Origin of the sequence: Marinobacter nauticus ATCC 49840 (assembly GCF_000284615.1) — a bacterium.
Lineage (GTDB): Bacteria > Pseudomonadota > Gammaproteobacteria > Pseudomonadales > Oleiphilaceae > Marinobacter > Marinobacter nauticus.
Genome location: NC_017067.1, coordinates 1426581 through 1449097, shown reverse-complemented (window position 1 = coordinate 1449097; position 22517 = coordinate 1426581). Strand labels below are relative to the sequence as shown.

Below are 22517 nucleotides of genomic sequence, written 5' to 3'. Positions count from 1 at the left end.
ACAGGCAGCAAAGAAAGAAGATGCCTAGGGTACCATGGGCTTGACAAAGGTCATACATTAAACGGCCAAAAAATGATCACCCGCATCAACAACCTACGACTGCGACGACCTGCTGACAAGATAATCAGCCAGCGTTCGCGTCCAGTACCCGGGGAGCAGCTTGTTGGTAAACCAAAGCCCCCTGGCCCGCCAACCCGGAATAATCATAAACCGACGGCGATCGATACCTTTGCGGATCTGCGCCACGGCAACATTCAAAGGCAAGGTGCCGGCCATCAACTTCAGCGCTTCGGTTTGCCTGGGGCGATTCAAGCGCTCCGCCTCTACCATCGGCGTTTCCACTTCCGGAGGGCACACCACAGAGACATCAATGCCCCGCGTTGCCAGCTCGATGCGCAACACCTCAGCTAACCCCACCACTCCGTATTTGGAAGCACAATAAGCCGCGTAGCCATAACACCCCACCAATCCGGCCATGGATGCAACCAGAACCAGCTGCGAACCTGCTTTCAAATGGGGCAGGACACCGGCCACCACATTGCGCGTGCCGACCAGATTGATGTTAATTACCCGAGCATAGGCATCGTCGTCTATGGCCTCGAAATCGGCCGCAATGGCGATTCCCGCGCAGTGAATGACCAGATCTGGCGGTGAAGACTCCGCCGCGGAGGCAAAGGCCTCTCTCACTCCGCCCGGTTTGGTCACATCCATGGCGAATGTTCGAATGGATGCCGGCCCCGCTAGGGCTGCCAACACCTCCACAGCGGATTCCATGGGCTGGATATCAAACAGGGTAACCTCTGCCCCTGAACGCAGATAAGACCGCGCCAGTTCAAGGCCAATTCCGCTGGCACCACCGGTGATGTATACCTTGCTCGCAGACTTCTTCTGTACATTACCACCCGCCATACCACACGCTCCGCAAATCCTTGTTATCCCGCCAGCGTACCCCCGGCCAGCATAATCCTCCATGCCTTCAATGCCGGCCAATGCCCCGTGTTTGGCTATTGACGTAGCCGGTGCCGGTGTGATGCCGCCATCGTCCTATTTCCCGGGCCACGCGTTTATGAAACACTCTGCCCCTTTTGACGGAACCTCACAGATTAAGGACGCAACATGGCCGTAAAATCCGTTGCCCTGGTGGCACACGACAACAAGAAGAAGGAACTGGTGGACTGGGCGAACGAGAACCGCACCCGCCTTGCCCCGTTGCGTTTGTACGCCACCGGCACCACTGGCCGGCTACTGAGTGAAAGCCTCGGACGAACCGATCTCAACTGTCTGCTGAGCGGGCCTTTGGGGGGCGACCAACAGATCGGCGCCAAGATTGCTGAAGGTGAAATCGACCTGCTGGTGTTTTTCTGGGACCCTCTTGAACCCCAGCCCCACGACCCGGACATCAAGGCCCTGCTGCGCATAGCCGCCCTCTGGAACATCCCCGTTGCCTGCAACCGGGCCACCGCAGAGTTCGTGCTGACCTCTGCCTACATGACCGACGACCAGCACCAGCCACAGAAGCCGGACTTCTCGGAATACACTGGTCGCAAAGTTCAGTAACCGAAAAAAACAGCCAGACGTCCAGATCGGAACTAACATGTAGGGACACCCTTGAAAGGAGCCGAGGGGAAAGACTATGGAAGCAATACGCCGATTACTGATCGCAGTGCTTGCCTCTCTGGCATTCGTTGCGCCCCATACGATGGCCAACGGGTTGCCGGCAGAAGTCAGACTGGCGGCCATTGAGGGGGTGCCCAGTGCAACAGCCGCAAGGCAAATCCTGGAAATCGCCTACCAACGTTTGGGTGTCGGTGTCTCCGTGATGGAGGTGCCCACCAAACGCGCTCTTCTGCTGGCCGACAATGGCGGCCTGGATGGCGACCTCTACCGGGTTGATGCCGTCGCATCGAATTACCCAAACCTCGTGAGGGTTGAGTTCCCTCTTCTCCAGGGCAAGCTTCTGGCCGTTGTCCGGGAGACAGAAACCCACGACCTGCCACACTCTCCCAAGAATCAACCTCTTCGGGTATCTGTACTCCGGGGGGCCATCATCGCCGAGGACAAAGCCAGAGAGCTCGGCATGGAGCCTATTCTTGCAGACGATTACGATCAGGTCCGCTCCCTACTGGAGCTAGGGAGAGTTGACGTGGCTTTCGTCTCGGATGTTGAGGGCATATCACCGCTGTCAAACGAACATTGGCATCGGCTAAAGCCGATCCGAAAGCCCGTGACGACTTTTACGTTCTACCACTACCTTAACCAGCGACATGCTGTGCTCGCTGATCAACTCGCCAAGGTTCTCGAACAACTTGAACGCGAAGGAATCAAAGCCGAAGTACTGGAGTCCCTCCGTCGACATCAACACAGCAAAAGCTGACTCAGCATCGGAAAACCGCCTTTAAGGATCCCACATTATGCCCCGATCTTGGCCGCATCCACTGTTGGACATATTGCACGTAGAAAAACCCATCATCCAGGCCCCCATGGCTGGCGTTCAGGATTACCGCCTGGCAGCCGCAGTTACCAACGCCGGCGGCCTCGGCTCTCTGCCCTGCGCCATGCTCGGCCCCGATGCACTGAAAACAGAACTTCAGGCACTGAATGAAGCCACCCAGGGTGGCCCCTATAACCTCAATTTTTTCGCCCATACACCGCCCGCCCCGAATGACTCGCAGGAGGCCGGATGGAGGCAGGCACTGGCGCCCTATTACCAAGAATTCGAGATAGATCCAGCCACCATCAGCAACGGCCCCGGCCGCATGCCTTTCAACGAAGAATCCGCAGCTATTGTTGAAGACTTCCGCCCGGCAGTGGTGAGCTTCCATTTCGGGCTACCAGAACGGGCATTGCTGGATAGAGTCCGGCAAGCCGGGGCGAAGATATTCTCTACCGCCACGACTGTGGAGGAAGCCATCTGGCTGGAACAACACGGCGCAGACGCAATTATCGCCCAAGGGTTGGAAGCGGGCGGTCATCGAGGGATTTTTCTTACGAGGGACATGACCACACAAATGGGCACCTTCGCCCTGTTGCCTCAGATTGTGGACGCCGTGAACATTCCCGTTATCGCGGCCGGTGGCATTGCAACTGCAGAGGGAGTACAGGCCGCGTTGAAGCTTGGCGCAGCGGCAGCGCAGATTGGCACGGCGTTTATGCTGTGTCCCGAGGCAACCACCCGCCCCCTGCACCGGCAGGCACTCAAAAGCCCGCAGGCCAGGCACACCGCCCTGACAAACCTGTTTTCCGGCGGCCCCGCCCGGGGCATTGTGAACCGGATAATGCGAGAACTCGGGCCAATATCAGATCTCGCACCGGCATTTCCACTGGCAACCAACGCCATCGCGCCGCTCAGGGCAGCGGCTGAAGCGGCGGGCTCCGGCGATTTTTCACCGTTGTGGAGTGGGCAGAATGTGAGTGGGTGCAGGGAGGTTCCGGCGGGGGAGTTGGTGAAACAGCTTATGCTTTAACTGGAAGGTTTGTCTGCAGCCAGGTAAACCACCGTACCCCATCAAGCATTGATATCGCCGGTTTGATCTTCCGGTTACGATAAACTAGAAGGGAGAGGTCAACCAAGCCGCCCCCCTCACCCCACTGGAATCTCCATGGGCGGCTTTCACAATCGACGTATCACACTCACCCCCAAACACATAGCTCGAAAGCCTTCCCGGCAGTTCCCGATAGATCTGTTCCGCATTACTCATGCCGCCACCCAGCACGATGATGTCCGGGTCCAGCACGTTGATAACGGCGGCCAGGCCCCGGGCCAGGTGCTCCAGGTATTGCTTCAGGGTGTCGGTGGCCCGCGGGTCGCCATTTCGTGCGTTTCCAGCGATGGTGTGAGCGGGCAGTTGCTGTCCGGTGCGGAGTTTGTGAGTGAGTGACAACCCGGTTCCGGAAAGAAAGGTTTCGTTGCAGCCGTACCGGCCACAAAAGCAGGAGCGCTGTTGCAGATCGGCTTCCGGTGTACAGGGTAACGGGTTATGGCCCCATTCGCCGGCTACACCATTGGGTCCGGTAAGCAGCTGGCCGTTCACGCTGATGCCAGCGCCACAGCCAGTGCCCAGTATGGCCGCGAATACCGTTTGGTGGTTGCGCCCTGCTCCGTCTGTGGCTTCGGAAAGCGCCAGGCAGTTAGCATCGTTGGTCAGGGTTACGGGCCGTTGCAGTAATTCTTGCAGGTGTTGCTGCATGGGCTGGCCGTTCAGCCAGGTGGAGTTCGCGTTTTTAATGCACCCGGTTTTACCCGAAACGCTGCCGGGTATGCCTATGCCCACGGGTATTCCGGCGGCACCAGCGTGGGCTTCGGCCAGTGTTACCAGGGCGAGGATGGTTTGCAGGGTGGCTTGATAGTTGCCAACACTGGTCGGTACGCGTTGGCGATAATGCTCCTGGCTTTGCCGGTCCATCAGGATGACTTCGGTTTTGGTGCCTCCCAGATCAATGCCTATCAGCCAGTTGCTTCCCATGCCGCACTCTTTGTTCAACGGTTTCCCAGAAAATACGGTGTTATTCGCAGAAAGGAAACCCGGTAGGCTTAAGCGTTACCTTTCTGAGAAAAGCACAGGTTATTCATCAAGCTCTTAACCTTTATCGAAAATCCCTGTTTGCCTTGATATTCGTCAGTGCCTATCATCCCGCCCCCTTGAACGCACCAAATAAGGGCATGAACAGGCAGTATGGGACGCAGGAACGAGCAACTCCGCTGGCAACTGGCCAAAGGCCTGGTTCAGGCACTGCACCTGGAGCGCATGGCGAGCAAGTACAGCCGTACCACGGTGATGGCGGTGTTCAACCTGGTTAATGGCGGGTTCAGTATTGCTTTGGTGTCCTTTGTGGCGCTGGTCACGCAGGAAGCCTTCATTTTCCCCTCCCTCGGTGCCACGGCCTTTATTCTATTCTATGTACCCATGGCGCAACCGGCGTCCCCCAGAAACACACTCTGCGGTCACCTGATCGGCGCCCTCATGGGCTTACTTGCTCTGTATGTTTTCGGACTGCAGGGGCAAGCATCGGCATTCATGACGGGTGTTGATCTGCCCCGGGTGGGCGCGGCGGCATTGTCGCTGGGGCTTACCAGCTGTCTGATGGTGGTGTTGCGGGTTGCTCACCCTCCGGCCGGTGCCACGGCACTGATCGTTTCCCTGGGCCTGATGCCCAATCCGGCGCAGCTGCCCGTGCTCATGGCGGGGGTGGCGTTGCTATTGATCCATGCTTTTGTGATGAACCGGCTGGCAGGTATTCCCTATCCGCTCTGGTCGGCCAGCACGAGTTCCGCTCCCATTCGGCAGCAGGCATCAGCGGCCGATTGAGACTTACTTCTTCACCCATTTGCCGTTGATCAATACAAACTGGCCTGCAGGCGTTCTTTCAATAGCTTTCTGACCGGCCACCGTCTCAACCTGAGTCACCGGAATGTCGTGTTTTTCAGCAATGCGGGTATATTCGTCCCGGCGGGCCTGGTTAATGGCTTTCACCACGGCCTGGGCATCGCCTTCTGCGCGCACTACGTCCAGGTAGCCGGTTGGGGTTTCCCCCACCAGGCCCTGCTGTTTAGCAGTGTCCAGTCTCTGTTTCGCTTCTTCCAGCCCCATGGCCAGCGCCGGTATCGCGATAGCCAGCGCCAGTACAAAGGCGCCCAGTTGTATCAGTCGTTTCATATTCAACCCCTTGATCAGCCTTTGGCATTGTCCGGTGTCGCTCAGAACAGCCCCTGTTCGCTGAACAGCTCGTCCACTTCTTTGTCCACCTTCACGTAGATTTCATGCTGAATCTTTACGTTCAGGTTGACGGTAATCGGTTCTTTCGGTGCCGCCATCTGCACAGTGGGTGTGCATGCGAATAGCGCCAGCGGCAACATTAAAACCAGGAATGTTCTGGCCGCCAGTGGCCGGCACCAACGCCATAGGTTTGTCATGGCACTGCCTCCTGCCCGGATTGTTGTAACCGCTCCCGAACCCTTTCGGTCACGGCTTCGTTCACTCTGCCACTCAGCTGAAGGCTGGTTAACAGGGCGGGGATATCCTCTTCGAGATTGATGTTGAGCACAACCGGCTGCCCGCCACGAAGATCCGGATTCTCACCTTCCAGCCTCAGGCCGAGTGCCAGCTTGCCCTCTTCATCGTAGTCTATCGTGCTCTCCAGCACCGAATAGTGAAAGTTTTGCAAAGCTTGCACCACCAGATCCATGGCATCGCTGCTGCCCAACATGGCCTGCAGTCGCTCGGCCGGCATGATGAGTTTGCCACCGGGCGATACCGCCCTTAGTGCGCCCTCGTCTACTCGCACACCAGCGTCGGTCACCGCTACCGGGATGCGGCCTGTCAAGGTGCCGGTGCCTGAGAAGCCCTCTGCCGGATACGCCTGCAGCAGTCGCTCCAGCGAAAGATCGTAGACATCAATGGGAACATGCCAGGGACGATTCGAGAGGTCCACAGTGCGCGGCGCTACGCGAAGCCGGCCACCCAGAAACTCGGCTGTCGCCTGCTGAACGGCAAGCTGCCCCCTGAGCGGCGCAGCCAGGTTGGCTTCGTAATCCGCCAGGAGCTGAATCGGCCCGATGCCGATTCCGGAATCGACTTCGCCTATCCGGATGTCTCGCAGGGCGGCGGTTAATATGTCCGCTTCCAGGGCAAACAACAGGCGCCCACTCAGGTTGGTGAGCGCCGTACGGTCCATTACCCCGGACACATCCTTAAAATCCAACCAGGCATCCGCCGCCAGTGGTTCATTGGACTCCACCCTGAGATTTGCCTGAAGTGTCAGTTCACCATTGTCCAGCGAGAGCAATTCCGGCCAGTTCAGGAGCGTGGCCGCAAGCGCCTCTCCGGCTTTCTGCGCAGCCATGGTCGTGCGGATGTCGGCTGTAAAGTTGCTCTCCGACCCGCTACGCAAGACGAGATTGGCTGTCAGGCCGGAGCTGGCATTCAGCGTCCCTTCAAGTTCCAGATCTGCCAGCGTTCCGCTCGCCTTGCCCTGAAACCACCAGCGTTGGGGCTTCAGGCTCGGGTGGCGGACTTCCGCTACGTCGATGCGCACATTTCCGGAGATGCGGGTGCGTTCCGGCATAGCACCCGGGGCACCAAGATCAACGGTTACCTCGGTATCCGCGAGATTCAGCTGGACATCAATTAACTCTGCGGGGGTGCTTCCGGATTGCCGGGCAATGCGGGCTATCGTCAGCCGGGACCCCGGGCGGAAGGTAACGCCGACCTGCTTGTTACTTGCTTCAACGGAATTGACGATATCTGCGTGAATGCCCGTCGCTTTCCAGCCGGCGATTTCATAGTCAGGCAGTGCCAGGTCCATCCGACCTTGCTGGAGCGAGAACGTCCATGGCGTGGCGTTTGCCTGAGAGAGTGTCAGGGCACCCGCCACCACAGCAACCAAACAGAACCAGAGGGCCCGAAAGAAGCTGGCTGGGGATCTTGGCGAGCGCGGCATCATCCAGTCGTTCCGATAAATTGGATTGCTCCATGCAGGTATAGAGAACCGGACTTAGGATACTACGGAGGCAGGGCTGATCATATTTCGTGTTAGACTCCACTCCGAATTTTTCTGTATCCGGAATACGATGACTTCTGAGCAAGCCACCACAAAGGCCCTGTCCCGTCGCTTCTGCGTCGCCCCCATGATGGACTGGACCACCCCGCACTTTCGTTACCTGGCCCGCATCCTCAGCAAGCGGGCGCTGCTTTATACGGAAATGGTCACCACAGGTGCGCTCATCCATGGCGATACCGAGCGCTTTCTGCGCCACGATGTTTCAGAGTATCCGCTGGCGCTTCAGCTCGGCGGCAGCGACGCTAACGAGTTGGCCCATTGCGCGCGGCTGGCGCAACAGTTCGGATTCAGCGAAGTTAACCTGAACGTGGGCTGCCCCAGCGACCGGGTGCAGAACAACATGATCGGTGCCTGCCTGATGGGCCATCCAGACAAGGTAGCAGAGGGCGTGTCCGCAATGATTGAGGCCACCGACCTTCCGGTTACGGTAAAGCACCGCATCGGCATTAACGGCCGGGAATCCTGGGAGGAGCTGTGCGAGTTTATTGAAACCGTGGCGGCAGCCGGCTGCAAAACGTTCATTGTGCATGCCCGCATCGCCGTTCTTGAAGGCTTGAGCCCAAAGGAGAACCGGGATATTCCACCGCTCAAATACGACTGGGTGTATCGTCTGAAACAGGCCTATCCGCACCTGGAAATCATCATCAACGGTGGCATAAAAACCTTCGGGGAGTGCCACGAGCACCTGGCCCACACCGATGGCGTGATGCTGGGGCGAGAGGCCTACCACAATCCCTGGCTGCTGGCCGAGGTCGACGCTGAGCTTTTCGGCGAGCCACCGGCCGTTACCAGTCGCCATGAGGCGCTCCGGGCCATGTTCCCGTTCATTCAGCAGGAACTGGACCGGGGCGTGTACCTCACCCACATTACCCGCCATATCATGGGCCTGTTCCTCGGGCAGCCGGGAGGACGGCAGTTCCGCCGTCATCTGAGTGAGAATGCCAACAAACCCGGCTCGGGGCTGGAAGTGGTCGAACAGGCGCTGGCGAAAGTCAGAGAACCGGAACCCAGTTTGGAAACCTGAGCGCCACCATACCTTTTGTTGTCTTGTTACTGTCGTAAGCTGCCGTTATTGTAGGAGTTAAAAGGGCATTGTGGATGAGTGCCCGAATAACACCGAACCATCGGGATGACAGGACGAATGAACAGCAAACTCGAACAGCTTAAAACCATGACCACGGTTGTGGCAGACACCGGCGATATCGATGCCATCCGGCATTGGCGCCCGGAAGACGCCACCACCAACCCTTCTCTGTTGCTGAAGGCCGCGGCCTCTGAGGCGTATCGGCCCATGCTGGAAAAGGCCGTGGCCTACGCTGCCAACCACGGCGGGGCAGATGCCGAACAACTTACGGTCGCAACAGACATGTTGGCGGTGCTGGCCGGCAAGGAAATTCTCGGGCTGATTCCGGGCGTGGTCTCCACCGAGGTAGATGCCCGTTTGTCCTTCGACACCTCCGCCACTCTGGAACGTGCCCGCCGCCTGGTGGACTTTTACGACCGCCAGGGCGTGGACACTAACCGTGTTTTGATCAAGATTGCCTCCACCTGGGAGGGTATCCGTGCAGCAGAGCAGCTTGAGAAAGAAGGCATCCGCTGCAACCTGACGCTGCTCTTCTCTTTTGTGCAGGCAGTGGCGTGTGCCCAGGCCGGCGCCCATCTGATCTCACCGTTCGTGGGCCGTATCCTCGACTGGCACCTCGCCAGCTCCGGGCGCGACAGCTATCCGGCCGAGGAAGATCCTGGCGTACTCTCGGTTTCACGCATCTACAATTACTACAAGGCCAATGGCTTCAACACAGTGGTAATGGGTGCCAGCTTCCGCAACACCGGCGAAATCGAAATGCTGGCCGGGTGCGACCGGCTCACCATCAGTCCGGCACTGCTGCAGGAGCTGAAGGATGATCAGGGCACTCTGGCCAGGAAACTCAACCCGGAGACGGCTTCCTCGCCCGACAAGCCGGGCCAGATTAACGAGAAGCAGTTCCGCTGGGAATCCAACGAAGACGCCATGGCCACCGAAAAGCTGGCTGATGGCATTCGCCGTTTTGCGGCAGACCAGATCGAACTGGAGCACCGGGTCCGCCAGCTCGCCCAGGCGGCCTGACATTTGTTGAAAAGAAGTAACTGACCATGATCGAACGCCTGAAGAAACTGTTTTCCGTTGCCGAGTCAGAGCCGGTCGAGCCGGATGCACATCAACTGGCCGTGGCAGCCACCGCCCTGATGGTGCAACTGTCACGGGTCGATAACCAGGAAGACGAGCGGGAACTGAAGACCATTGTCGACTGTGCGGTGAAGGCTCATCAGATTACCCGGGAAGAGGCTGAGGAAATCCTGCACGATGCCCTCGCCCACGCCGAAGACGCCACATCGTTGTATCAGTTTACCGGGCAGATTAACGATCATCTGGATCAGCAACAGAAGCAGTCCCTGTTGGAGAGTATCTGGCGGGTTGCCTTTGCCGACGGCCGTATCGACAAATACGAGGAACACCTTATTCGCCGAATGGCAGACCTGCTGCATCTTAATCATCGCGAGTTCATGCAGGCCCGGCACCGGGCGGAAGAATCCGCATCCTGATTCAAGGAGATTCCATGTTAGCCATTCTTCACCCCAATACCGCGCTCGATAGTGAAGCCTATCGCCAGACCATGGAATACCTGGAAAACCTTCCGGGCGTCAGTATCCGGGTACACGAAATTCAGGGTGCCAGCCAGCGACTGACCGAAATCTACCTGCTGGGCGACACCAAATCCCTGGAAAAAGCAGAAATTGAAGCCCTGCCGGCGGTGGAACGCGCCATCCGGATTTCCGAGGATTACCGGATTCTTGGGCGCCACAAGGATGACCAACGTCAGAGTGGGTTTACTTATAACGGCGTGGAGTTCAGCCAGAACAACCTGAACATTTTCGCCGGCCTTTGCGCGGTGGACGTGCCCGAGCATGTGGAAATGATGCTGCAGGCGCTGGAAGACAACGGCGAGGTATGTACCCGAATGGGGGCCTACAAGCCGCGCACCAACCCTTACTCCTTCCAGGGCCACGGCAAGGGCTGTCTACCCTGGGTGTTCGAGAAAGCAGGCAAGCATGGTATCAAGGTGATTGCCATGGAAATCACCCATGAAAGCCATATCGAGGAAATCGACACTTGCCTGGAAAAGCTCGGCCGGCCAACCGGCGTGATGCTGCAGGTAGGCACCCGCAACACCCAGAACTTCGAACTGCTCAAGGCCATTGGCCGGCAGAGCACCTACCCGGTGCTCCTCAAGCGTGGTTTCGGTATCACCCTGAATGAATCCCTGAACGCAGCCGAGTATCTGGCCAGCGAGGGCAACGCCAACGTCATTTTCTGTTTACGCGGTATGAAAACCGAGGCCGGCCTGCCCCACCGCAATATGGTGGATTTTGCCCATGTGCCTGCGGTAAAACGCCTGACCCGCATGCCAGTGTGTGTGGACCCATCACACTCCGTGGGCAGCCGGGACCAGTCACCGGATGGTATTCTGGATGTAATGCACGCAACTGCACAGGGCGTCATTGCCGGTGCAAACATGGTATTGGTGGACTTCCACCCGAAACCGGAGAAAGCTCTGGTAGACGGCCCGCAGGCGCTTTTGATGAGCGAATTACCGGCCTACCTGGAAGATATTCGCCTGTGCCACGAGACCTGGAAGAAACGCCAGGCCATCTACCAACGCCTCAGGGAAACTACAGCAGAATGATCGTTTATGGTCACCGTGGAGCCAAAGGAGAGGCTCCGGAAAACACCATGCCTGGCTTCATCCATGCCCACCGGCATGGCATCCGGCATTTTGAGCTGGATCTGGTGCTGTCTAAAGACGGCATCCCTGTGCTGGTGCACGATCTGACCGTGGACCGCACCACCGGCCAGAAAGGCAGTGTCGGCAAGTATACCGCCGCCGAACTGGCCGAGATGGATGCGCGCCGCAATACCAGCTCATGGTCCCGGAAAACCGGCATTCCCTCGCTGGAGAATCTGCTCGATCAGTTTGATGACATTGAGCACCTTCAACTGGAAGTGAAAAAGGATGCACGGCACAGGCTGAACATCCTGTGTAATCGCCTGACCGAGATCATCCAGCGCCGGGATTTGTACCAGACGGCCGCCATCACTTCGTCCGATCCCTGGTTTCTGCGAGAAATCCGGCGTCGCGACAAAAACATACGCATCGGTCTGGTGGCCGAGCGCAAGTTTCCCAAGCCGCTGAACCTGGCCACCAGGCTGGGCTGTGAATATTTCTGTGTGAACTGGAAAATTCTGACCAAAGGTATGGTCGAGACGGCACACCGGCGGAACATGCATGTCTCTACCTGGACGGTTAACCGTATCCACGACATGTTGCTTCTGGAAGAGATGGGGGTCGACAGCATCATCACCGATTACCCCACCAGCACCCGTATGTTTTTCGACAACCGGGCCAAGGCGGTGTTGAATCTGCCGATCCGGGAAACCTCACCAGAGCCCGCCTGAAGCAAGGCTCTGGTGGGCAACGGTCTGATCAGAAGATACGGTTCAGGCCGTTGAGGGCAGCTACCCGATAGGCTTCCGCCATGGTCGGATAGTTGAAGGTGGTATTGATGAAGTAGTTCAGGGAATTGGCTTCCCCTTCCTGATTCATAATGGCCTGGCCGATGTGAACAATCTCGGCAGCCTGGTCACCAAAGCAGTGTATCCCCAGAATTTCCCGGGTCTCCCGGTGGAACAGAATCTTCAGCATACCCACGGCTTCGCCGGTAATCTGCGCCCTCGCCAGATCCTTGAAGAACGCCTGGCCGACATCGTATGGCACTTTGGCTTCGGTCAGTTCGCGCTCGGTTTTACCAACAGAGCTGATTTCCGGAATGGTATAAATGCCGGTAGGCACGTCGTCCACAAAGCGGAAATACTCGTCCTGGGTAATGTCAGACGAGGCCGCCCGCCCCTGGTCGTAAGCGGCACTGGCCAGGCTTGGCCAGCCAATCACATCGCCGGCAGCATAGATATGCTCGACTTCCGTGCGGTAATGCTCGTCTACCGCCAGCTGGCCCCGGCTGTTCGGTGTCAGGCCCACGTTCTCAAGCCCCAGATTCTCGGTATTGCCGCTACGGCCATTACACCACAGGAAGGCATCGGCCCGAATCTTCTTGCCGGATTGCAGTGACAGTACAACGCCGTGATCGTCACCTTTCACGGATTCATACTGCTCATTGTGGCGAACCAATACACCGTTGTTACGCAGGTGGTAACTCAGGGCATCGGAAATTTCATCATCCAGGAACGACAGCAAGCGACTGCCCGGGTTGATCAGGTCTACCTTCACACCCAGTCCAGCAAAGATGGAGGCGTATTCCGACCCAATGACACCGGCACCGTATATAATCAGGGTACGCGGGGTGTGGGACAGATTCAGAATGGAGTCTGAGTTGTAGATCCGATGATGACGGAAGTCGACATCGGGCGGCAGGTACGGGCGGGAACCGGTGGCAATGATGGCCTGCTTGAAATGGATGGTTTCCACGGATTTGTTGCCACGGATTTCCAGCCGGTGCTTGTCGACAAATGCGGCACGGCCGTTGATAAGGTCTACCCGGTTACGGGAATAGAACTGAGTGCGCAGCTTCACCTGTTTGCCAATCACCTTCTGGGCGTTCTGCAATACCCGCGGAAAAGAGAACCAGCGCGGTTCACCAATGTCCCGGAACATCTGGTTGGTGTTGAAGGTGATGATCTGCTTGACCGAGTGACGCAGCGCCTTGGACGGAATGGTGCCCCAGTGGGTGCAGTTACCGCCAACCGTAGGCTTGTCTTCAATGATGGCGACGCGCCTGTTGTGCTTCGCCGCATTCATTGCCGCCCCTTCTCCCGAAGGACCGGCGCCAATAACCACCACGTCGTAATGATGCTCTGCCATGCGCGCACTGACTCCTTATCTACACTCTGAGAGCGTAGCTATAGTTATTAATGTATTGTTGGCCGGGAGCGGTTATTTTTCGGCCTTGGTGGCATCGTATGCCAGGTCTTCCGCTTTTACTGGCTCATCCGAGCCGCTCCGGCTCTCTTCGCATTTCTGGGTATTGCCACCGCAAATCTCACAGGAAGTACTGATTCCCAGAGCGCCAATACCACCGCAGGTTCCGCTGATCGGCTTTCGACCGAAAATCACACCGATCGACATACCGGCAATCAGCAGCACCACAATAAACAACACCAAAAGAAAGGTACCCATTACTGCCCTCCTTTACTGGACAAGGTAAGACGAGAACGCCGGTGTCTGATGGGTTTCAAAGCCGTTGTCTCCCCTCACAATAAAAAATGCGGGAATGTTTTCACGGGTTGCCAGGCCCATGGCCTTGTCAAAACCCATCACATTAAAGCCGGTTGCCAAAGCATCTGCCGTCATACAGTCATCTGCAATAACCGTAACCGATGCCAGTCGATGACCAATCGGCTTTCCCGTCTCAGGGTCTATTGTATGGGAGTACCGCTGGCCGTTCGATTCGTAATAGTTACGATAATCGCCGGACGTGGCCATGGCCTGAGCATCCAGCGCCACCACACTATTTACTGCCCGGCCCTGCTCTATCGGTTGCTCAATAGCCAGACGCCAGGCGGTACCGTCCGGCTTGCGTCCATTGGTACGCACTTCGCCGCCCACTTCCACAAGGTAAGCGCCAACACCTTCACTGTCGAGGTAACGGGCCACCGCATCCACGCCATAGCCCTTGGCAATACCCGACAAATCAATGTACTGGGGCTTCTCGCTGCGAATGGCACTGGCCAATTCATCGAACTCCAGGTGCTCCCAACCGGTGCCACCAAGTACGGTGTTCAGTTCATCGTCGGAGGGTATCTGTTCAGGCCGCGCCTTGGGCCCAAACCCCCAGAGATTCACTACCGGGCCAATGGTCACGTCGAACGCCCCACCCGTAAGTTCAGCAATCTCGACTGACCGCCGGATAACCTCGAACAATGCCGGCGAAAGCTCAATCCACTCAGACTGGTCCCGCAGACTGTTCAGCTGAGACAGCTCGGAATCCGGCTTCCAGGTCGACATGGCATTGTCCACCTGATCCAGCGTGCTCTCGATGCCCTTGGCCAGAGTCTGAAGCCGTTGCTCATCTTCTGGCAATACGACGTTAATGTGATAGGTCGTCCCGAAAATCCCGCCAGAGATCTCCCAGACTTTTTCTTCTTCCTGAAACGAACAACCCGCCAGGGTGGCCAGAGCCAGCGCCATAAAGACGCTGACCACGGCTACCCTGGCGGGTCGGAACATGCGGGATGTCATGCGGTCTGATTAACCTCCGAAGTCATCCAGCATGATGTTCTCGTCCTCTACACCAAGATCTTTCAACATCTTGATCACAGACGCGTTCATGATTGGGGGTCCACACATGTAGAACTCACAGTCTTCCGGAGCCGGATGGTCCTTCAGATAGTTTTCGTACAACACGTTGTGGATAAAGCCCGTAGGGCCGTTCCAGTCATCGGTTGGCAGGGGGTCTGAAAGCGCCACGTGCCACTCGAAGTTGTCGTTCTCTGCAGCCAGACCGTCGAAGTCTTCCACGTAGAACATTTCGCGTACGCTACGCGCACCGTACCAGAAGCTGATCTTGCGCTTGGAGTTCAGGCGTTTGAGCTGGTCGAAGATGTGAGAACGCATCGGCGCCATACCGGCACCACCACCGATGAATACCATTTCTGCATCGGTATCCTTGGCGAAGAACTCACCAAACGGTCCCATCACGGTAACCTTGTCGCCCGGCTTCAGGTTGAACACGTAAGTGGACATGATACCCGGCGGATGGTCGGTACCAGGAGGTGGCGTGGCAATACGGATGTTGAACTTGAGAAGACCTTTTTCTTCCGGGTAGTTCGCCATGGAGTAGGCCCGGATGGTTTCTTCCTTGTTCACGCCCTTGTAGCGCCAGATATCGTGCTTGTCCCAGTCTTCGTGGAACTCTTCCTCGATGTTGAAATCCTTGAACGGAATTTCATACGGAGGACACTCCAGCTGCACGTAACCGCCGGCGCGGAAGTCAACTTCCTCGCCTTCCGGCAGCTTCAGTACCAGTTCCTTGATGAAGGTGGCCACGTTGTGGTTGGAGATAACCTCACATTCCCACTTCTTCACACCGAAGAACTCTTCAGGCACTTCGATCTTCATGTCCTGCTTCACAGGAACCTGGCAGGACAGACGCCAGCCTTCTTTTTCTTCGCGGTTGGTGAAGTGGGTCTTTTCCGTGGGCAGCATGGCGCCACCGCCGTCCAGAACCTTGCACTTGCACTGGGCACAGGTACCGCCACCGCCACAAGCAGAGGACAGGTAGATGCCGCTATTGGCCAGAGTACCCAGCAGCTTGCCGCCCGCGGCGGTCTTGAGCGTGTGCTCGGGGTCGTCGTTGATCTCAATGGTCACGTCACCGGTGCTTACCAGCTTGGAGCGGGCTGCGAGGATAACCGCAACCAGCGCCAGAACGATAACGGTGAACATGACCACGCCGAGAATAATTTCTGTATTCATGGTCTCGCCTTTTCGTTAAACCGAATCACCGGGTGAATTACAGGGAGATGCCTGAGAACGACATGAAACCCAGTGACATCAGACCAACGGTAATGAAGGTGATGCCAAGGCCACGCAGTCCGTTCGGAACATCGCTGTACTTGAGCTTTTCACGGATACCCGCCAGAGCAATGATGGCCAGAGCCCAGCCAACGCCAGCGCCGAAGCCATACACCAGACTCTCGCCAAAGGTGTAGTCACGCTCAACCATGAACAGTGACGCACCAAGGATGGCGCAGTTAACCGTAATCAGCGGCAGGAACACACCCAGCGCCGCGTACAGGGCCGGAATGTATTTATCCAGCACCATTTCCATGATCTGTACGATCGCGGCGATAACACCGATGTATGTCAGCAGCCCCAGGAAGCTCAGGTCCACATTCGGCAGACCGGCCCAGTCCAGGGCACCTTCACGCAGGATGGTGTTATAAAGCAGGTTATTCACCGGTACGGTGACCGTCAGTACCACCACAACGGCGATACCCAGACCAGTCGCCGCTTCGATCTTCTTGGAGATGGCGAGGAAGGTACACATCCCCAGGAAGAACGCCAATGCCATGTTTTCAACAAAGATCGCCTTAAGCAGGAGGCTCAGATAGTGTTCCATCAGAAGGCCTCCTTGACGGTATGGCGAGACAGCTTGTAGTCAGGCTCTTCTACTTGCTCCGGCTTCCAGGTACGCAGGCCCCAGATTGCCAGGCCGATGATGAAGAACGCACTCGGCGGCAGCAGCAGCAGGCCATTCGGTACGTACCAGCCGCCTTCGTTAACGACAGGCATCAGGCTTACACCGAACAGCGAACCGGCACCCAGCAGCTCACGGAAGAACGCCACGAACAGCAGAATAACCGAATAACCCAGACCGTTACCGATACCATCCAGGAAGCTCATCAGCGGCGGATTGGTCATGGCGAAACCTTCCGCGCGGCCCATAACGATACAGTTGGTGATGATCAGACCAACGAATACCGACAGCTGTTTGGAGATTTCATAGGCATAGGCCTTGAGGATCTGGTCTACCACGATGACCAGGGAAGCAATGATGGTCATCTGCACGATGATCCGGATGCTTCCCGGAATCTGGGTTCTTACCAGAGAGACCGCCAGGTTGGAAAACGCGGTAACGGCTGTAACCGCCAGACACATGACGATACTCACGCTCATGCTGGTGGTTACCGCCAGCGCCGAACAGATACCAAGGATCTGAAGGGCGATCGGGTTGTTACTGAAGATTGGTTCGAAGAGAACCTGTTTGGCTGTTGAGCCTGCCATGATCAGACCTCCCCTTCACGAAGTTTTTTCAGGAACGGGGCGAAGCCGCGCTCACCCATCCAGTAGTTCACGAGCTGCTCGACACCACGACTGGTCAGTGTGGCACCAGAGAGCGCGTCAATCTTGTGTTCCTTGTCCTTGGCATCGGCGCTGACCCCACCTTTCACCAGACGGATCTGGGGTTCGGTCGGATCGTCACTGTAGAGTTCCTTGCCTACCCACTGCTGTTTCCAGCGCGGGTTATCAACTTCACCACCCAGGCCCGGCGTTTCCGCGTGGGCGTAGAAACCCAAACCCTCAATAGTGTTGAGGTCACCTTCAAGGGAAACGAAGCCGTACAGGGTGGACCACAGACCGTAGCCGTGAATCGGAAGCACCACACGAACCAGCTCGCCGTTCTCGCTCAGGGTGTAGACCTTGGCAACGTTCGGACGACGCTTGATGCCAGCTTTGTCTTCAGACGACGGGATGTTGGTCGACATCTCCGGATCGGAAGCAGCCTTGTACATGTCGTACTTCATGGGATCCTGAACACCCACAACAGACGGCTCTACAAAATCGCCCTTGTCCAGGTCGACCAGGCGGACATCGAAGCGTGCAAACGTCTCTTCAATGTCCTGCGCGGTTGAGCCTGGCTCAAGCATGCCGGCGGCAGAAAGGATGTTGGTTTTGATGTCCAGATTCTGGTTCTGGATCTGCGCGGGACGGAGCATGACCGCAGCCGTGGAAACCACAACCGAGAACACAATACTCAGTACCAACGCCACCATCAGGGTTCTGGAGACGGTATCTTTTGCTTTAGCCACGAGCAAGCCTCCGTTTGATGTTGGCCTGAACCACGTAGTGGTCCATCAGCGGCGCAAACAGGTTAGCGAACAGGATCGCCAGCATGATGCCTTCCGGGAAGGCCGGGTTGATCACACGGATCAGCACCGTCATCACGCCCACCAGGATGCCGAAGCACCAGCGACCGGTGTTGGTCATGGCGGCAGATACCGGATCCGTTGCCATGAACATCATACCGAAGGCAAAGCCGCCCATAACCAGGTGCCAGTGTGCCGGTACGCCGAACATCGGATTGGTTTCTGAACCGATAAGATTCAGCAGCAGCGACATACCGATCATGCCGATCAGCACACCACCGACAATCCGGTAGGAGGCGATCTTCATGGCCAGCAGGATCAGACCACCAATCAGAATGGCGATAGTGGAAGTTTCACCCATGGAGCCCTGAATGGTGCCCACAAAAGCGTTCATCCAGCCAATCTGGGCTTCCAGTGCTTCGAGGCCACCAGAGGCAGCCCAGCTCAGGGCCGTAGCGCCACTGAAGCCGTCTACCGCCGTCCAGACGGTATCGCCAGAGATCTGTGCCGGATAAGCGAAGTACAGGAAAGCACGGCCGGTCAGTGCCGGGTTCAGGAAGTTCTTGCCGGTACCGCCGAACACTTCCTTACCGATAACCACACCGAAGGTGATACCCAGCGCCACCTGCCAGAGCGGGATAGTCGGCGGGCAGATCAGCGCGAACAGAACGGAAGTGACGAAGAAACCTTCGTTCACTTCGTGCTTGCGCACGGTCGCGAACAGGACTTCCCAGAAGCCACCTACAATAAAGGTAACCGCGTAAATGGGCACGAAATAAGCCATGCCATACACGAAGTTATCCCACAAGCCAGCGCCGGCTCCGGTTACCGCCAGTGCGGTAATGAATGCCTCACGCAGTCCACCGTCGGCAATCATCGCATCCGGGTTGGAAGCCAGGAAGTTGTTGGCCTGGAAGCCAATGTTCCACATGCCGAAGAACATGGCCGGGAACGTACACAGCCACACCGTGATCATGATGCGCTTGAGGTCTATGCCGTCACGCACATGAGCGGTGGTTTTGGTCACGCTCGCAGGCGAATAGAAAATGGTATCAACGGCTTCGTACAGTGCGTACCAGCGCTCGTACTTGCCGCCTTTTTCAAAGTGGTGCTCGATTCCATCGAGAAACTGTCGGATTGCCATCGTATTAGCCCTCGATCTCGATTCGGGTCAGGTTCTCACGGAGAATCGGACCGTATTCATATTTGCCGGGGCACACGAAGGTGCACAGCGCCAGATCTTCTTCGTCCAGCTCCAGGGCACCCAGTTTCTGTGCCATTTCAGTGTCGCCCACAATCAGAGAGCGCAGCAGCTGCGTTGGCAGAATATCCAGAGGCATCACCTGTTCATAGGCACCCACCGGCACCATCGCACGCTCACTACCGTTGGTCGTGGTCGTGAAGTTGAACAGCTTGCCGGGATTGAGCTTGGACAGGTAGATGTTCAGCACGGAGAACTTGTTGGGACCCGGCGACAACCAGCCCATGAACTCGCGTTTGCTGTGTTCTTCCAGAACAGTAATCTGGTTGGCGAACCGCCCCAGGTAGGCACAGGGGCCATCACCACGACGGCCACCGAACACGGAACCGGAGATGGCACGGACTTCACAGTCTGTGGCAACCTCCCCGTCCAGAAGTTCCGGCAGGCTGGCACCCAGACGGGTACGGACCAGGCGCGGCTTCACAGCTTTGGGGCCACCAATAGCAACAATGCGCTCGACCGGCACTTCACCGGTTTCAAACAGCTTGGCGATATCGATCACATCCTGGTAGTTGATAGACCAGACAGTCTTGCTGGCCGACACCGGATCCAGGTGATGGATATGGGTACCGACATTGCCTGCCGGATGCACGCCATCAAACTGATGCACTTCAATATTGTCAGCCTTGGGCACGGCAACGTTAGAGCCGGGCTTGCCAGTCACAAACACTTTGCCGTTGGTCAGGCGAGAGATAATAGTCAGGCCCTTTTCAAAAGCCTTGCTATTTTCGCCAATGATAACGGTGGGATCTGCCGCCAGCGGATTGGTGTCCATAACGGATACAAAAATCGAATTCGGCGCAGAATCGATTTCAGGAACCTTGCTGTAGGGGCGCGTACGGAAAGCTGTCCACAGGCCAGACTCTACCAGGTTATCAACCACCTGCTGGCGTTCCAGGCCGGCGAGGTCGGAATCGCTGTAGCGGGCATAGGTTTCCGCATCGTCGCCATCAATTTCGATCACGACAGACTGGAAAACGCGACGCTCACCGCGATTGATTTCTTTCACCACGCCTGCAGCGGGGGAAGTATAACGAACGCCTTCGGTCTTCTTGTCCGTGAACAGCAGCGTACCGCGCTTGACACGGTCTCCCTCTTTCACAGCCATCGTCGGCTTCATGCCGTGATAGTCAAAACCGATGAGCGCCACGTGGCGAACCGGCTTGCCGTCAGTAATGGTCTGTTCGGGAGCGCCGCTGATGGGAAGATCCAGGCCTTTTTTGATCTTGATCATTAGCCTCATCCAATCATCAGAAACTATTCTGTGGATTTGTAACGCCCGGCCCCTGCGGCCCTGGTTTCCTGTCCGGATTGCGCCGAACGGCTGCACCTTGAGGTTCAAATGCCATAGCAGTTGCTGCTGTTTGCCATTTGACGCAGGAAAAGATGAGAAACGGGGTGCCAGACATACCCAAAATCGCGCCAATTATAGAGATTAAGGAAACCTATTTCCACCGGTAACAAAAATGGTTTTGTACGGCCAAAGTAACAAAAAACCCCGGCAGCTGGCGCTACCGGGGCTTTCTGTCAATCAACTGCCGAGACCGGCCTACGACTTTAGTCGCGGGCGCGCTTCGGGAAGATCGGATAAGTTACGCCGGCCATCTGGTTCACACAACGCACAACCTGGGCGCTGTAGCCGAATTCGTTGTCGTACCACACGTACAGGATCAAACGCTTGCCATTGGCGATGGTAGCCTGGGCATCGACGATACCGGCATGGCGGGAGCCCACGAAATCGGTGGAAACCACTTCCGGAGAGTTCACGAAGTCGATCTGCTTCTGCAGCTCGGAGTGAAGCGCCATATCGCGCAGATATTCGTTTACCTGCTCGGCATCCACATCGCTTTTCAGGTTCAGATTCAGGATCGCCATGGACACATTCGGTGTCGGCACCCGGATCGCATTACCGCTCAGCTTGCCTTTCAGCTCCGGCAGTGCTTTGGCAACAGCTTTGGCCGCGCCGGTTTCGGTAATAACCATGTTCAACGGGGCGCTGCGGCCACGACGACTGCCCTTGTGGTAGTTGTCGATCAGGTTCTGGTCGTTGGTGTAGGAGTGAACGGTTTCAACGTGACCATCCTCAATACCGTACTCGTCATTGATGGCCTTCAGTACCGGAGTGATGGCGTTGGTGGTACAGGAAGCAGCAGACAGGATCTTGTCTTCGTCGGTGATCCAGTCGTTGTTGATGCCATAAACGATGTTCTTGATATCGCCCTTGCCCGGCGCAGTCAGAATCACTCGACTGACACCCTTGGACTTCAGATGCAGGCCCAGACCCGCTTCATCGCGCCACTTACCGGTATTGTCGACCACGATGGCGTTGTTGATGCCGTACTCGGTGTAGTCCACCTTGTCCGGGCCATCGGAGTAGATCACCTTGATAAAGTTGCCGTTGGCGATCAGCGCAGAGTTCTCGGCATCGACCGTGATGGTGCCATCGAAAGGACCATGCACGGAGTCACGACGCAGCAGGCTGGCACGCTTTTCCAGATCGTTGTCAGCACCACCCTGGCGAACAACGATCGCACGCAGGCGCAGGTTGTTGCCGCCACCGGCTTTTTCAACCAGGATACGCGCCAGCAGTCGGCCGATCCGGCCAAAGCCGTAAAGCACCACATCCTTCGTTTCTTCCTTGGCATCCTTGGCCGCCTCTTCGGCGTACTTGCCAACCACCGGGCCGATTTCCTTTTTCAGGAACTCGGTGAGGTCACCGCCCTCTGCCTTGAATTTGACCGCCAGCTTGCCAATATCCACGTGAGCGCGGCCAAGCTCCAGCTTGTCCATCGCCTCGAGAATGGGCAGCGTATCGTGAACAGACAGCTCGCTGTCCTCAACCTGACGCACAAAACGATGGGCGCGGATGATATCGATAACAGACTGGTTGATGATCGCACGGCCGTATACGGACGTAACAACGTTGTTTTTACGGTACAGGCGGCCGATCAACGGGATCATCGCTTCTGCGGTAGACTCCCGGTCAGTCCAGTTGGA

At 57.0% G+C, this 22517-nt stretch carries 24 protein-coding genes; 9 read left to right on the top strand and 15 right to left on the bottom strand.

Going from position 1 to position 22517, the window contains the following annotated elements:
- Positions 1-93 precede the first annotated feature (93 nt).
- Positions 94-909, bottom strand: coding sequence for an SDR family oxidoreductase (locus tag MARHY_RS06670; protein ID WP_014421099.1), 816 nt, complete (start codon positions 907-909; stop codon positions 94-96).
- Positions 910-1116: 207 nt separating this feature from the next.
- Between MARHY_RS06670 and MARHY_RS06665 the strand changes: the two genes are divergently transcribed.
- The 3 genes from MARHY_RS06665 to MARHY_RS06655 all read left to right on the top strand — a co-directional run bounded on the left by MARHY_RS06665 (position 1117) and on the right by MARHY_RS06655 (position 3464).
- Positions 1117-1557, top strand: coding sequence for a methylglyoxal synthase (locus MARHY_RS06665; RefSeq protein ID WP_014421098.1), 441 nt, complete (start codon positions 1117-1119; stop codon positions 1555-1557).
- 76 nt (positions 1558-1633) lie between these two features.
- Positions 1634-2374 carry a transporter substrate-binding domain-containing protein gene (locus MARHY_RS06660; protein WP_014421097.1) on the top strand — a complete coding sequence of 247 codons (741 nt, stop codon included), beginning with the start codon at positions 1634-1636 and terminating at the stop codon, positions 2372-2374.
- Between the two features lie 37 nt (positions 2375-2411).
- Positions 2412-3464, top strand: coding sequence for an NAD(P)H-dependent flavin oxidoreductase (locus MARHY_RS06655; RefSeq protein ID WP_014421096.1), 1053 nt, complete (start codon positions 2412-2414; stop codon positions 3462-3464).
- 84 nt (positions 3465-3548) lie between these two features.
- On the opposite strand, the gene MARHY_RS06650 is transcribed toward MARHY_RS06655, so the two are convergent.
- Positions 3549-4463, bottom strand: coding sequence for an ROK family protein (locus tag MARHY_RS06650; RefSeq protein WP_014421095.1), 915 nt, complete (start codon positions 4461-4463; stop codon positions 3549-3551).
- A 210-nt stretch (positions 4464-4673) separates the two neighbouring features.
- Here MARHY_RS06650 and MARHY_RS06645 point away from each other — a divergent pair, with 210 nt between their 5' ends.
- Positions 4674-5306, top strand: coding sequence for an HPP family protein (locus MARHY_RS06645; RefSeq protein ID WP_014421094.1), 633 nt, complete (start codon positions 4674-4676; stop codon positions 5304-5306).
- A gap of 3 nt (positions 5307-5309) precedes the next feature.
- Here MARHY_RS06645 and MARHY_RS06640 read toward each other — a convergent pair whose 3' ends face one another.
- Genes MARHY_RS06640 through MARHY_RS06630 form a run of 3 tightly spaced genes read right to left on the bottom strand, consistent with a single transcriptional unit; the run spans position 5310 to position 7440 of the window.
- Positions 5310-5654 (bottom strand): YdbL family probable chaperone protein, encoded by a 345-nt coding sequence (locus tag MARHY_RS06640; protein WP_014421093.1) that lies wholly within the window; start codon positions 5652-5654, stop codon positions 5310-5312.
- 41 nt (positions 5655-5695) lie between these two features.
- Entirely contained in the window at positions 5696-5911 is a 216-nt protein-coding gene (locus MARHY_RS06635; RefSeq protein WP_011785390.1) for a YnbE family lipoprotein, read from the bottom strand.
- Complete coding sequence (locus tag MARHY_RS06630) at positions 5908-7440, bottom strand: intermembrane phospholipid transport YdbH family protein (RefSeq protein WP_014421091.1); 1533 nt, start codon at positions 7438-7440, stop codon at positions 5908-5910. Before MARHY_RS06630 ends, MARHY_RS06635 begins: the two co-directional genes overlap by 4 nt.
- 127 nt (positions 7441-7567) lie before the next feature.
- Between MARHY_RS06630 and dusA the strand changes: the two genes are divergently transcribed.
- The 5 genes from dusA to MARHY_RS06605 all read left to right on the top strand — a co-directional run bounded on the left by dusA (position 7568) and on the right by MARHY_RS06605 (position 12052).
- A complete protein-coding gene (gene dusA / locus MARHY_RS06625; protein ID WP_014421090.1) occupies positions 7568-8581 on the top strand; it encodes a tRNA dihydrouridine(20/20a) synthase DusA in 1014 nt (337 codons plus the stop codon).
- 117 nt (positions 8582-8698) lie between these two features.
- A complete protein-coding gene (gene tal / locus MARHY_RS06620) occupies positions 8699-9664 on the top strand; it encodes a transaldolase (protein ID WP_014421089.1) in 966 nt (321 codons plus the stop codon).
- 26 nt (positions 9665-9690) lie between these two features.
- A complete protein-coding gene (locus tag MARHY_RS06615) occupies positions 9691-10140 on the top strand; it encodes a tellurite resistance TerB family protein (protein ID WP_014421088.1) in 450 nt (149 codons plus the stop codon).
- A gap of 14 nt (positions 10141-10154) precedes the next feature.
- Entirely contained in the window at positions 10155-11282 is a 1128-nt protein-coding gene (locus tag MARHY_RS06610; protein WP_014421087.1) for a 3-deoxy-7-phosphoheptulonate synthase, read from the top strand.
- Positions 11279-12052, top strand: coding sequence for a glycerophosphodiester phosphodiesterase (locus MARHY_RS06605; protein ID WP_011785396.1), 774 nt, complete (start codon positions 11279-11281; stop codon positions 12050-12052). Before MARHY_RS06610 ends, MARHY_RS06605 begins: the two co-directional genes overlap by 4 nt.
- 28 nt (positions 12053-12080) lie before the next feature.
- Here MARHY_RS06605 and sthA read toward each other — a convergent pair whose 3' ends face one another.
- The 10 genes from sthA to MARHY_RS06555 all read right to left on the bottom strand — a co-directional run bounded on the left by sthA (position 12081) and on the right by MARHY_RS06555 (position 22481).
- Complete coding sequence (gene sthA, locus MARHY_RS06600; RefSeq protein WP_011785397.1) at positions 12081-13472, bottom strand: Si-specific NAD(P)(+) transhydrogenase; 1392 nt, start codon at positions 13470-13472, stop codon at positions 12081-12083.
- 72 nt (positions 13473-13544) lie between these two features.
- Positions 13545-13787, bottom strand: a complete 243-nt coding sequence (gene nqrM, locus MARHY_RS06595) for a (Na+)-NQR maturation NqrM (protein ID WP_014421086.1) — start codon at positions 13785-13787, stop codon at positions 13545-13547.
- Positions 13788-13799: 12 nt separating this feature from the next.
- On the bottom strand, positions 13800-14849 hold the full coding sequence (locus MARHY_RS06590; protein ID WP_014421085.1) for an FAD:protein FMN transferase: 1050 nt from the start codon (positions 14847-14849) through the stop codon (positions 13800-13802).
- Positions 14850-14858: 9 nt separating this feature from the next.
- A complete protein-coding gene (gene nqrF / locus MARHY_RS06585; protein ID WP_014421084.1) occupies positions 14859-16085 on the bottom strand; it encodes an NADH:ubiquinone reductase (Na(+)-transporting) subunit F in 1227 nt (408 codons plus the stop codon).
- Positions 16086-16122: 37 nt separating this feature from the next.
- Positions 16123-16731, bottom strand: coding sequence for an NADH:ubiquinone reductase (Na(+)-transporting) subunit E (gene nqrE, locus MARHY_RS06580; protein WP_011785401.1), 609 nt, complete (start codon positions 16729-16731; stop codon positions 16123-16125).
- A complete protein-coding gene (locus tag MARHY_RS06575; protein ID WP_014421083.1) occupies positions 16731-17396 on the bottom strand; it encodes an NADH:ubiquinone reductase (Na(+)-transporting) subunit D in 666 nt (221 codons plus the stop codon). Before MARHY_RS06575 ends, nqrE begins: the two co-directional genes overlap by 1 nt.
- Positions 17397-17398: 2 nt before the next feature.
- Positions 17399-18202 carry a Na(+)-translocating NADH-quinone reductase subunit C gene (locus tag MARHY_RS06570; protein ID WP_014421082.1) on the bottom strand — a complete coding sequence of 268 codons (804 nt, stop codon included), beginning with the start codon at positions 18200-18202 and terminating at the stop codon, positions 17399-17401.
- Positions 18195-19403, bottom strand: coding sequence for an NADH:ubiquinone reductase (Na(+)-transporting) subunit B (locus tag MARHY_RS06565; protein WP_011785404.1), 1209 nt, complete (start codon positions 19401-19403; stop codon positions 18195-18197). The genes MARHY_RS06570 and MARHY_RS06565 overlap by 8 nt, the downstream gene beginning before the upstream one ends.
- A gap of 4 nt (positions 19404-19407) precedes the next feature.
- On the bottom strand, positions 19408-20754 hold the full coding sequence (locus tag MARHY_RS06560; protein ID WP_014421081.1) for a Na(+)-translocating NADH-quinone reductase subunit A: 1347 nt from the start codon (positions 20752-20754) through the stop codon (positions 19408-19410).
- Between the two features lie 323 nt (positions 20755-21077).
- Positions 21078-22481 carry a glyceraldehyde-3-phosphate dehydrogenase gene (locus MARHY_RS06555; RefSeq protein ID WP_370258753.1) on the bottom strand — a complete coding sequence of 468 codons (1404 nt, stop codon included), beginning with the start codon at positions 22479-22481 and terminating at the stop codon, positions 21078-21080.
- Positions 22482-22517 lie beyond the last annotated feature (36 nt).

Excerpts from the sequence above, each read along its gene's own strand:
- nqrM (WP_014421086.1), bottom strand. The coding sequence starts at position 13,787 with ATGGGTACCTTTCTTTTGGTGTTGTTTATTGTGGTGCTGCTGATTGCC.
- MARHY_RS06670 (WP_014421099.1), bottom strand. The coding sequence starts at position 909 with ATGGCGGGTGGTAATGTACAGAAGAAGTCTGCGAGCAAGGTATACATC.
- nqrE (WP_011785401.1), bottom strand. The coding sequence starts at position 16,731 with ATGGAACACTATCTGAGCCTCCTGCTTAAGGCGATCTTTGTTGAAAAC.
- tal (WP_014421089.1), top strand. The coding sequence starts at position 8,699 with ATGAACAGCAAACTCGAACAGCTTAAAACCATGACCACGGTTGTGGCA.
- MARHY_RS06635 (WP_011785390.1), bottom strand. The coding sequence starts at position 5,911 with ATGACAAACCTATGGCGTTGGTGCCGGCCACTGGCGGCCAGAACATTC.
- MARHY_RS06560 (WP_014421081.1), bottom strand. The coding sequence starts at position 20,754 with ATGATCAAGATCAAAAAAGGCCTGGATCTTCCCATCAGCGGCGCTCCC.
- nqrF (WP_014421084.1), bottom strand. The coding sequence starts at position 16,085 with ATGAATACAGAAATTATTCTCGGCGTGGTCATGTTCACCGTTATCGTT.
- MARHY_RS06660 (WP_014421097.1), top strand. The coding sequence starts at position 1,634 with ATGGAAGCAATACGCCGATTACTGATCGCAGTGCTTGCCTCTCTGGCA.
- MARHY_RS06665 (WP_014421098.1), top strand. The coding sequence starts at position 1,117 with ATGGCCGTAAAATCCGTTGCCCTGGTGGCACACGACAACAAGAAGAAG.
- MARHY_RS06645 (WP_014421094.1), top strand. The coding sequence starts at position 4,674 with ATGGGACGCAGGAACGAGCAACTCCGCTGGCAACTGGCCAAAGGCCTG.
- MARHY_RS06650 (WP_014421095.1), bottom strand. The coding sequence starts at position 4,463 with ATGGGAAGCAACTGGCTGATAGGCATTGATCTGGGAGGCACCAAAACC.
- MARHY_RS06575 (WP_014421083.1), bottom strand. The coding sequence starts at position 17,396 with ATGGCAGGCTCAACAGCCAAACAGGTTCTCTTCGAACCAATCTTCAGT.
- MARHY_RS06590 (WP_014421085.1), bottom strand. The coding sequence starts at position 14,849 with ATGACATCCCGCATGTTCCGACCCGCCAGGGTAGCCGTGGTCAGCGTC.
- MARHY_RS06655 (WP_014421096.1), top strand. The coding sequence starts at position 2,412 with ATGCCCCGATCTTGGCCGCATCCACTGTTGGACATATTGCACGTAGAA.
- MARHY_RS06640 (WP_014421093.1), bottom strand. The coding sequence starts at position 5,654 with ATGAAACGACTGATACAACTGGGCGCCTTTGTACTGGCGCTGGCTATC.
- MARHY_RS06610 (WP_014421087.1), top strand. The coding sequence starts at position 10,155 with ATGTTAGCCATTCTTCACCCCAATACCGCGCTCGATAGTGAAGCCTAT.
- MARHY_RS06630 (WP_014421091.1), bottom strand. The coding sequence starts at position 7,440 with ATGATGCCGCGCTCGCCAAGATCCCCAGCCAGCTTCTTTCGGGCCCTC.
- dusA (WP_014421090.1), top strand. The coding sequence starts at position 7,568 with ATGACTTCTGAGCAAGCCACCACAAAGGCCCTGTCCCGTCGCTTCTGC.
- MARHY_RS06555 (WP_370258753.1), bottom strand. The coding sequence starts at position 22,481 with ATGATCCCGTTGATCGGCCGCCTGTACCGTAAAAACAACGTTGTTACG.
- sthA (WP_011785397.1), bottom strand. The coding sequence starts at position 13,472 with ATGGCAGAGCATCATTACGACGTGGTGGTTATTGGCGCCGGTCCTTCG.
- MARHY_RS06565 (WP_011785404.1), bottom strand. The coding sequence starts at position 19,403 with ATGGCAATCCGACAGTTTCTCGATGGAATCGAGCACCACTTTGAAAAA.
- MARHY_RS06615 (WP_014421088.1), top strand. The coding sequence starts at position 9,691 with ATGATCGAACGCCTGAAGAAACTGTTTTCCGTTGCCGAGTCAGAGCCG.
- MARHY_RS06605 (WP_011785396.1), top strand. The coding sequence starts at position 11,279 with ATGATCGTTTATGGTCACCGTGGAGCCAAAGGAGAGGCTCCGGAAAAC.